7 protein-coding genes are annotated in these 9,715 nt (G+C 70.2%); 5 read left to right on the forward strand and 2 right to left on the reverse strand.

From position 1 onward, the window contains the following. Nucleotides 1-20 precede the first annotated feature (20 nt). The 3 genes from IE237_RS39350 (at nt 21) to IE237_RS39360 (ending at nt 4,942) form a co-directional block, all read left to right on the forward strand. The gene (locus tag IE237_RS39350; RefSeq protein ID WP_189807019.1) at nt 21-1,199 is read left to right on the forward strand and encodes an LCP family protein; all 1,179 of its coding nucleotides are present in this window, start codon (nt 21-23) and stop codon (nt 1,197-1,199) included. 231 nt (nt 1,200-1,430) lie between these two features. Then, the gene (locus tag IE237_RS39355; RefSeq protein ID WP_189807020.1) at nt 1,431-3,158 is read left to right on the forward strand and encodes an LCP family protein; all 1,728 of its coding nucleotides are present in this window, start codon (nt 1,431-1,433) and stop codon (nt 3,156-3,158) included. Nucleotides 3,159-3,208: 50 nt separating this feature from the next. Next, the gene (locus IE237_RS39360) at nt 3,209-4,942 is read left to right on the forward strand and encodes an LCP family protein (protein WP_229844122.1); all 1,734 of its coding nucleotides are present in this window, start codon (nt 3,209-3,211) and stop codon (nt 4,940-4,942) included. A gap of 72 nt (nt 4,943-5,014) precedes the next feature. Here the strand turns inward: IE237_RS39360 and IE237_RS39365 are convergent, their stop codons facing one another. Beyond that, nucleotides 5,015-6,052 (reverse strand): glycosyltransferase family 2 protein, encoded by a 1,038-nt coding sequence (locus tag IE237_RS39365; RefSeq protein WP_189807021.1) that lies wholly within the window; start codon nt 6,050-6,052, stop codon nt 5,015-5,017. A 72-nt stretch (nt 6,053-6,124) separates the two neighbouring features. Here IE237_RS39365 and IE237_RS39370 point away from each other — a divergent pair, with 72 nt between their 5' ends. Further along, on the forward strand, nt 6,125-7,645 hold the full coding sequence (locus IE237_RS39370; protein WP_440862303.1) for an LCP family protein: 1,521 nt from the start codon (nt 6,125-6,127) through the stop codon (nt 7,643-7,645). Nucleotides 7,646-7,650: 5 nt separating this feature from the next. Here the strand turns inward: IE237_RS39370 and IE237_RS39375 are convergent, their stop codons facing one another. After that, complete coding sequence (locus IE237_RS39375) at nt 7,651-8,184, reverse strand: acyl-CoA thioesterase (protein WP_229844125.1); 534 nt, start codon at nt 8,182-8,184, stop codon at nt 7,651-7,653. 130 nt (nt 8,185-8,314) lie between these two features. Between IE237_RS39375 and IE237_RS39380 the strand changes: the two genes are divergently transcribed. Continuing rightward, entirely contained in the window at nt 8,315-9,598 is a 1,284-nt protein-coding gene (locus IE237_RS39380) for an LCP family protein (protein ID WP_189807024.1), read from the forward strand. Nucleotides 9,599-9,715: the final 117 nt, after the last annotated feature.

A 9,715-nucleotide genomic window follows, 5' to 3' on the forward strand; every position in this document is an offset into this window, starting at 1 on the left:
CATGAAGGACGGACGCAGACGTGACGGACCGTGCAGGCACGCCCGCCGAACCGGATCCCCCGGCAGCGGAGGAGGAACCGCGCCGGCGCCACTGGCTGCGCTGGACGGCCCTCGGCTGCGCGGTCGTCGTGCTGGCCGCCGCCGGGGTCGGCTGGTGGCTCTACCGGAAGCTCGACGACAACATCACCACGGACACCACCGCCGCCGCCGAGCTGGAGAAGTACGAGAAGGAACGCCCGCCCGCGGGCACCTCGGCCGCCCGGAACATCCTGCTCATCGGCTCGGACACCCGGGCCGGCGAGGGCAACCGCAAGTACGGCAGGGACAAGGGCACCCAGCGCTCCGACACGACGATCCTGCTGCACCTGGAGGCGGGGAAGTCGAGCGCGACGGCCGTCTCGCTCCCCCGCGACCTGATGGTGACGATCCCGAGCTGCCGCAAGGCGGACGGGACCCGCACCCGGGAGCAGTTCGCGCAGTTCAACTGGGCCTTCGAGTTCGGCGGCACGGCGTGCACGATCCGTACCGTCGAGAAGCTGACCGGGATCAGGATCGACCACCACATGGTGATCGACTTCCGGGGCTTCAAGAAGATGGTGGACGCCGTGGACGGGGTGGAGGTCTGCCTCAAGGAGCCCGTGAACGACCCGGACGCCAAGCTGAAGCTGCCCGCGGGCCGCCAGACGCTCCACGGGGAGCAGGCCCTCGGTTTCGTACGGGCCCGCAAGTCGCTCGGGAACGGGAGCGACACGGAACGCATGGACCGCCAGCAGCAGTTCCTCGGCGCGCTCGTCAACAAGGTGCAGAGCGACGGGGTGCTGCTCAACCCGACCAAGCTCTACCCGGTCCTGGACGCGGCCACGAAGGCGATCACCACGGACCCGGGGCTCGACTCGCTGCGGGACCTGTACGACCTGGCGCGGAGCATGCGGGCCATCCCGACGGAGAAGGTGCAGTTCCTCACCGTGCCCCGCCGGTCCTACCGATACGACGCGAACCGGGATGAACTGGTGCAACCCGCGGCGAGTGAGCTCTTCAGGCAACTGCGCGAGGACAAGCCCGTTCTGGTGACGCCCGAGAGCGACAAGGAGGACGGGGGTCGGAGCGGGGACGGGAAGCCGGACGACGCGGAGTCGCCGGGACCCTCCACCACGCCGACCTTCACGGGACGCAACGCGGCGGAAGGGGTGTGTGAGTAAAGCGCATGCCAAGGGGAGCGTGGGGAGCGATGAGGTTTGAGCAAATTGCCCGGTTGTAAGGGGCGTGGAATTTGTCACGGACGTCGCCCCACGCTGAACTGGGCGGATAGTGTGACGCGATCCGGTGCACCCCGACCGCGTGGTCGCACTATCCAAGGATCGAACGACCGAGAGAGCGGCGCCCTGTGGGGGAGGCGCCTCGCGTGGCACCGACGGAGGACTCGAGTAACCGTGGACGCGCACAGCCGTGGACGGGCGGACGAGATCGACCCCGCCGACCAGTGGGTCCTCAACCCGCAGACCGGCAACTACGAACTGCGACTGGACCGCTCCGCTGGGCAGCCGCGGACGCAGGCCCCGTCCCGTCCCCGCAGATCCGCCTCCGCCGCACCCACGCCGGCACCCGCCTCCGCGCCGGCCGAGACGCCCGTCCCCGGCCAGCGGCGCCGTCGCGCGCCCGAGGAGGCCGGCGGCGGCCAGGTCCCGCCGCAGCGCCGCCGCAAGCGCAAGCAGGGCACGAGCCGCAAGAAGAAGGTCCTCCTGTGGACCGGCGGCACGATGGCGTTCGTACTCGTGGGCGGTGCCGCCGGCGCGTACGCCCTCTACAACAAGCTCAACAACAACCTCGACGTCGTCGACGTCGTCGGCAAGAACACCGACGCCGGGTTCGCCAAGGGCAAGGCCTTCAACATCCTCGTCATCGGCACCGACAAGCGGACCGGCGAGGGCAACGCGGGCTACGGCGACAAGAACAGCCCCGGCCACGCCGACACCACGATCCTCTTCCACGTCTCCAAGGACCGGACGAACGCCACGGCGCTCTCCATCCCGCGCGACATGAAGACGGACATCCCCGAGTGCGAGACGCGCCAGTCCGACGGGACCATCAAGACGATCCCCGCCGAGACGGACGTCCGCTTCAACGTGAGCCTCGGCCAGAACGGCCGCGACCCCGGCTGTGTCATGCGTACGGTCGAGGAACTGACCGGCGTGGCGGTCGACCACTTCATGATGGCCGACTTCAACGCCGTCAAGGAGATGACGACCGCGGTCGGCGGCGTGAAGGTCTGCGTCGAGAAGGCCGTGAACGACCCGAAGTCGCATCTGAAGCTCCCCGCCGGCGAGTCCGTCATCCAGGGCGAGCAGGCCCTCGCCTTCGTCCGCACCCGGCACAGCTTCGGCAACGAGAGCGACCTGGACCGCATCAAGGTCCAGCAGCAGTTCCTGAGTTCGATGATCCGCCAGATGAAGTCGGACGACACGCTCACGGACCCGGGCAAGCTCCTCGACCTCGCCAACGCGGCGACGAGCGCCCTCACCGTCGACTCGGGCATAGGCTCGCTCACCAAGCTCCAGGGCCTGGCCGGCGAACTGTCGTCGATCGACACCAAGAACATCGCGTTCACGACGCTGCCGGTCATCGACAACCCCGCCGAGAAGATCAGGGCGACGGTCGTCCCGGACCCGGTCAAGGCGCCGCAGCTGTACGCGATGCTCCAGTCCGACACCTCGCTCACCGAGGTGAAGAAGAAGCAGCAGGACGCCAAGAACGCGCAGGCCGCGCTCCTCAAGGGCACGCGGTCCACCGCCGCCGAGGTGCGCGTCGACGTCTACAACGGCAGCGGCATCCGGGGCGCGGCCCAGTCGACCATCAACTGGCTGCAGAACGACCAGGGTGTGAACCGCTCCACCAACAAGAGCAACGCCCCCGAGAAGGCGGCGAAGACCACGCTCACCTACGCACCGAACCAGGCCGATCAGGCCCGCAAGCTCGCGGACATGATGGGTCTGCCGGCCACGGCTCTCCAGCCGGGCACGCAGGACGCCGGGGAGCGCGAGCCCATGACGCTCGTCCTCGGTGCCGACTTCAAGGGCGCGGGGGTGCCCGTCACCGGACCGGCAAAGGCGCCGAAGGATCTGGAGAAGGTAGCAGCTGACAAGCAGGTGTGCGCCAAGTGACCCGGACGCACCGGGACTTGACGTAGTTCTGACTGACGAGGGGACCTGGGGTGGGACAGAGCAGCGTGCGTGGGGAGGGAACGCGAAAAAGCGTTCCGCGCGCCCGTGAACTGGGCTGGGACGACGACCTGTACGGCGCCGGCGAGGCGACCGGCGCGAAGGACGACGCTCCCGAGGAGGAGGCGGACGCCTCTTCGGCGCCGAGCCGTGCCGAGCGCCGGCGCGGTGGCGGCACGGGAGCGGGCGGGCGCGCCGCCGCGCGCCGGCGCGCCAAGAAGACCGGCAAGCGCAAGGCCCTGCGCTGGGTGGCGATCACCCTGTCGCTGCTGATACTCGGCACGGCCGGCGCCGGATACCTGTACTACGAGCACCTGAACGGCAACATCCGCAGCGGTGGCCGCGCGGGCGGCGAGAGCGGCGTGAAGAAGGCCCCGCCGAACGCGCTCGGCGACACCCCGCTGAACATCCTCCTGATCGGCTCCGACAGCCGTGCGGACGACAAGAACATCGCCCTCGGCGGCGGCAAGAACGACCGGGACCGGAAGCCCCTCGCCGACGTGCAGATGCTGCTGCACGTCTCGGCGGACCGGCAGAACGCCTCGATCATCTCCATCCCGCGCGACACGGTCGTCCACATCCCCAAGTGCGAGGACAAGGACGGCACCAAGTACGCGGCCACCGACAACCGGCCCATCAACGAGTCGCTCCAGCGCGGCGGACCGGGCTGCACCCTCACCACGTGGGAGACCCTCACCGGGGTCTACATCGACCACTGGCTGATGGTCGACTTCGCCGGTGTGGTGGCGATGGCGGACGAGGTCGGCGGCGTCCCGGTCTGTGTGAAGACCGGCGTGTGGGACAAGTCGAACGCGGTGGTGAAGGGCGGCTCCGGCCTGAAGATGCCTCAGGGCACCCACGAGGTGAAGGGCGAGCAGGCCCTCCAGTGGCTGCGCACCCGGCACGCCTTCGGCAGCGACCAGAACCGCGCCAAGGCCCAGCACATGTACATGAACGGCATGATGAAGAAGCTCCAGGGCCAGAACGCCTGGACCGACACCGGGCGGCTCATGGGTCTGGCCGAGACGGCCACGAGCGCCCTCCAGGTCTCCGACGAGCTGAAGACGGTGGCGAAGCTCTTCGATCTGTCGATGCAGCTCAAGAACGTCAAGCTCGACCGCCTCACGACGGCCACGGTCCCCACGACCGAATACCCGGCGCGCCCCAAGGAGTGGCTGCAGCTGGTGCCGTCCTCCGCGGACAAGATGTGGTCGATGCTCCGTGACGACGTCGCCCTCGACAAGAACGGCGACAAGGCCGGTGCCAAGCCGAAGCCGGCGGCCTCCTCGAAGCCGAAGACGCCCGCCGACGCGCCCGGTTCCTTCGCCGTGACGGTCGTCAACGGCACCGCGGGCGACGGCGGGTCCCCCACCGAGGGCCGGGCCCGCACGATCGCCGAGGCCCTCCAGGGCAAGGGCTTCACGCAGGCCGACTCCTCCAAGGAGGCCGAGCCCCGCAAGGACACCCTGATCACCTACCCGAAGGCCGACGGGGACCAGGGCAAGGCGAACGCGCAGTCCGTGGCCAAGGCGCTCGGCCTGCCCGACTCGGCCGTCCGCGCGGACGCCGAAGCGCAGGGCATCACCCTCGTCGTCGGATCCGACTGGCGCGAGGGCACCGCCTACAAGAAGCCGAAGACCGTCGCGGGCGACCTGCCCGACGGCGCCGACGACAAGGCGACCTGCATGGACGTCTACTCCGTCTACCGCTGGGACGGGAAGAGCTGACGGCACTCCCCCGACACGACGGCGACGGCCGGGCCCCGGAAGGGACCCGGCCGTCGCCGTCTTCGGAGCGTGTCAGACCGTCTCGGTCTCGCCCGCCCTCACCGCCGGGCGGCGGCTCGCGATGACTCTCTTCGCGAGCGAGCGGGGGCTGGTGAGGAAGCCGTAGCCCCAGGACATGTGCATGGTCGCGAGGGCCACCGGGATCTGCAGGCGGGCCTTGAGCGGGAGGCCCTTGCCCGCCGGGACCGAGCCGACGGTGATCGCGGCGAGGTAGCCGGCCGGGATCACGAAGCCGAGCGGGGTGAGGACCGCGCCCACGACGAGACCGGCGGCGATCACGCAGACGGCGGTCGGCGGGGCCAGGTAGCGCAGGTTGATCGAGCCCTGGTGGTAGCGGGCCACCACGTGGCGCCAGCGGCCGTAGTCCTTGTACTGCTTCGCGAGGGCCTTCACCGAGGGCCGCGGGCGGTACTGGACGCGGAGCTCCGGCGAGAACCAGATCAGACCGCCGGCCTCGCGGATGCGGAAGTTCAGCTCCCAGTCCTGGGCGCGGACGAACTCCACGTTGTACCCGCCCTGCCGCTCCAGGGCCTCGCGCCGGAAGACACCCAGGTACACGGTCTCCGCGGGGCCCGCCTCGCCGCCCGTGTGGAAGGCGGCGTTGCCCACGCCGATCTTCGAGGTCATGGCGGCCGCGACCGCGTCCTCCCAGGCGTTCTCGCCCTCGGCGTGCATCACGCCGCCGACGTTCTGCGCGCCGGTCTCCTCCAGGAGCCGGACCGCGGTGGCGATGTAGTTCGGGGAGAGCATGCCGTGACCGTCGACGCGTACCACGATCGGGTGGCGGGAGGCCTGGATCGCCGCGTTGAGCGCGGCGGGGGTACGGCCGGTGGGGTTCGGCACCGTGTGGACGCGGCGCCGGTCCGAAGCGGTTTCGCGGACGAGCTCGGCGGCGATCTCGTCCGTGCGGTCCGTGGACGGACCGAGGGCGATCACCACCTCCATCTCGCCGTCGTACTCCTGCTCCAGGATGTGACGCACCGAGGTGCGCAGATACCGCTCCTCGTTGAGGACCGGCATGATCACGGAGACGGGGGGCGTGGCGTTCATCGGCCGCCACGTTACCGCGAACGGGGGACACCGGTGCGCGCCGAGCGGGTGGTGCGCGGTTGCGCTGATCGTATGGGCCTACCGTGCTCACGGTTCCCCCTGTCACACCCGCGGAGGTGTCCGTCCGTGCCCACACCGCCCCGCACGCCCCGTCCCCGGCCCGCCGCCCGTCGCGCACCGGTCCGCCGGCGGCGGAGGCGCCCCCGGTGGGGGATGCGGATGGCGACGGCGCTCTCGGTGACGGTCCTCGCGGCCGGCGGGATCGGGCACGCCGTGGTGACCGGCCTCGACACCGGGATCACCCGGGTCGACCCCTTCAAGGACATGAAGAACCGGCCGCAGGCCGGGAACGGGATGAACGTGCTGGTCGTCGGCACCGACGGCCGGGACCGGATCACGGCCGAGGAGAGGGCGAAGTACCGGCTCGGCGGCGCGCCCTGCCACTGCACCGACACGGTGATGCTCGTGCACATCTCGGAGGGCCGGGAGCGGGCGAGCGTCGTCAGCCTGCCCCGTGACTCGTACGCGGAGATGCCCGAGCACACCGACCTGACCACCGGCAGGAGGCACCGGGCGCATCCGGTGAAGCTGAACGCCGCCTACGCCGAGGGCGGGCCCGGTCTGACCGTGCGGACCGTCGAGTCCATGACCGGCGTGAAGATCGACCACTACCTGGAGGTCGACTTCACCAGCTTCATGCGGACCGTGGACGCGGTCGGCGGGGTGCAGATCTGTACGACGCGGTCCCTGAAGGACGCGTACACCGGGCTCGACCTGACCCCCGGCACCCATGAGCTGGACGGCGGCCAGGCCCTGCAGTACGTGCGCTCCCGGCACATCGACGGGGCCGCCGACATCGGCCGGATGCAGCGGCAGCAGCGGTTCCTGGCCGCGCTGATCGACCGCCTGACGAACGGCGGGGTGCTGCTGAACCCGGTGCGCTTCCGTGAGGTCGCGACGACGATGCTGGGCTCCGTGCGGGCCGACGAGGACTTCGGTACGGATCAGCTGCTGGCCCTCGCCAAGGCGATGCACGGCTTCACCCCGGCCTCGTCCGAGTTCGTGTCCGTGCCGATCGGGGACATGAGCTTCCCCGTGAAGGGCATCGGCTCGACCGTGAAGTGGGACGCGGCCAAGGCCCAGAAGCTCTTCCAGTCCCTGCGGGACGACCAGCCGCTCACCCCCGCCGCGCGGAACGACACGAGCTCGGGGAAGGGGAGGACGCCGCGGGCGGTCGTCGTGGACGTCGCGCCGCGGACGATCCGCGTGCAGGTCTACAACGGGACCCGGACCGACGGCCTCGGCCGCAGGGCGGACGACGCGCTGCGCGCGACCGGCTTCGACACGACGCGTACGCCGAAGACCGGTTCCGCCCGGAAGCGCACCCTCGTGGAGTACGACCCGCGCTGGGACCGGTCCGCCAAGTCGTTGGCGGCCGCCCTGCCGGGGGCGGAGCTGCGGGCGGTCCCGGAGCGGGGCGGGACGCTGCGGGTCACGGTGGGGAGCGACTACAGGGGGGTCACTCCGGTGCGGGCGGAGTCCGCGGAGCAGCCGTTCGAGGCGGTCACCGGGGACAAGGTGGTGTGTCCGTGACCGTCTCAGTCCTCGTAGCCCTCGGCCGCCCGGCGTTCCCGTAGTTCCTTGATGGCCTGACGGCGGGCCAGGCGGTGGGTGCGGCGGATCTGGGCTTCCTGGTTGCGGCGCTTGTCCTGCTCGGTCTCCGGGACGACCTGGGGGACCGGGCGGGGCTTGCCCTCCGCGTCGACGGCCGCGAAGACGAGGTAGGCGGAGCCGACCTGGGTGGCGGGCGTGGACTCGTTCCAGCGCTCGGCCATGACCCGTACGCCGACCTCCATGGAGGACCGTCCGGTCCAGTTGACCTGGGCCTTCACATGGAGCAGGTCCCCGACCCGTACCGGCTCCAGGAAGGCCATCTCGTCCATGGAGGCCGTGACCGCGGGGCCGCCCGAGTGGCGGCCCGCGACGGCGCCCGCCGCGTCGTCGACGAGCTTCATGATCACGCCGCCGTGCACCGTCCCCAGGAGGTTGGTGTCGTGGCTGGTCATGATGTGGCTGAGGGTGGTGCGGGAGGCGGAGGTGGGCTTGCCCGGGATATCGCCCTGATCTGTCATGCCCTCCACCATATGCCGGGTCCTGTCGCCGTCGCCGTTCGGTCCGGTTTGCATCAGCTTGGCAACAGCACCGGTCCGATCTTCTACCCGGGCTGTCGCCCGGAAAGGCCTGCCCGGCACACTGGTCCGTATGAATGACTGGCCCGATGACGGCGGATACGGCCGCGGCAACGCGAACTCCCAGCCCGAGGGACCCCGCCGGATGAGCCATGTGCAGCGCCCGCAGGTTCCGCAGCAGCCGCCGCGTTCCCAGCAGGGCCACGGCCAGGGTTACAACCCGAACTTCACGCAGGCGCAGAACCAGGGGTACGACTCCGGTTACAGCAGTGGCCAGGTCTACGGCGGCGCCCCGCAGGGAGGCGGCCCGCAGGGAGGCGGCGGCCGGGGCGGCGTTCCTCCGCAGTACGCGCCCCAGGGGCCCGGCCGGCCCGCGCCGAACTGGCGCAAGCGGATCAAGATCGGCTCGATCGTGCTGGTCGTCGGCGTCCTCGCCTGGGGCATCGGCACGTACGCCTGGGCCAGCTCGCAGATGCGCAACGAGGTCGATCTCTCCAAGGTCATCGAGCGGCCGGAGGAGGGCGACTGCACGACGTACCTGATCGTCGGCTCCGACAGCCGCGAGGGCATGACCGCCGAGGACAAGAAGAAGCTTCACACCGGCTCCGCCGAGGGCAAGCGGACCGACTCGATGATGATCCTCGCGGCCTGCTCCAGCGGGAACACGATGGTCTCGCTGCCGCGTGACTCCTGGGTGACGATCCCGAACTTCGTCGGCTCCGAGTCGGGCAAGGCGTACCCGGCCCGCGGCGGCTCCAAGCTGAACGCGGCCTACGCGATGGACGGCCCCGAACTCCTCGTGCGGACCGTCGAGTACAACACCGGCCTGCACATCGACCACTACGCGGAGATCGGCTTCGCCGGCTTCGCGAACATCGTGGACGCGCTCGGCGGCGTCGAGCTGAACATCGACAAGGGCTTCAAGGACAAGAAGTCCGGCGCCGACTTCCAGGCGGGCACGCAGACCCTCAACGGCGAGCAGGCGCTGGCCTTCGTCCGTACCCGGTACGCCTTCGCGCAGTCGGACCTCCAGCGGACGAAGAACCAGCAGAAGTTCCTCTCCGCGCTCGCGAACCAGGCGGCGACGCCGGGCACGATCCTCAACCCGTTCGCGCTGTACCCGACGCTCGGCGCCGGTCTGGACACGCTGATCGTGGACAAGGACATGTCGCTGTACGACCTCGGGAAGATGTTCTTCGCGATGAAGGGCATCAGCGGCGGCGACGGCAAGTCCATGAACATGCCGCTCGCCGGTTCCGCCCCGCAGAACTCCCTGAAGTGGGACATGCCGAAGGTGAAGCAGCTCGTCGAGCAGATCAAGAACGACGAGAAGGTCACCGTCGAGTCCGACCGCTGACCGGACGACGGAAAGGGGCGCCCTCCCCGGTGGAGGGCGCCCCTTCCGCGTGCTCCGCTACGGGAGGTTGCGGGCCATGACGATGCGCTGGACCTGGTTGGTGCCCTCGTAGATCTG

The organism is Streptomyces tanashiensis, from assembly GCF_014648895.1.
Taxonomy (GTDB): domain Bacteria; phylum Actinomycetota; class Actinomycetes; order Streptomycetales; family Streptomycetaceae; genus Streptomyces; species Streptomyces tanashiensis.

What these genes read in the sequence shown, in the direction of transcription:
- IE237_RS39365 (WP_189807021.1), bottom strand. Translation starts at nt 6,052, where the DNA reads ATGAACGCCACGCCCCCCGTCTCCGTGATCATGCCGGTCCTCAACGAG.
- IE237_RS39370 (WP_440862303.1), top strand. Translation starts at nt 6,125, where the DNA reads ATGGGCCTACCGTGCTCACGGTTCCCCCTGTCACACCCGCGGAGGTGT.
- IE237_RS39375 (WP_229844125.1), bottom strand. Translation starts at nt 8,184, where the DNA reads ATGACAGATCAGGGCGATATCCCGGGCAAGCCCACCTCCGCCTCCCGC.
- IE237_RS39380 (WP_189807024.1), top strand. Translation starts at nt 8,315, where the DNA reads ATGAATGACTGGCCCGATGACGGCGGATACGGCCGCGGCAACGCGAAC.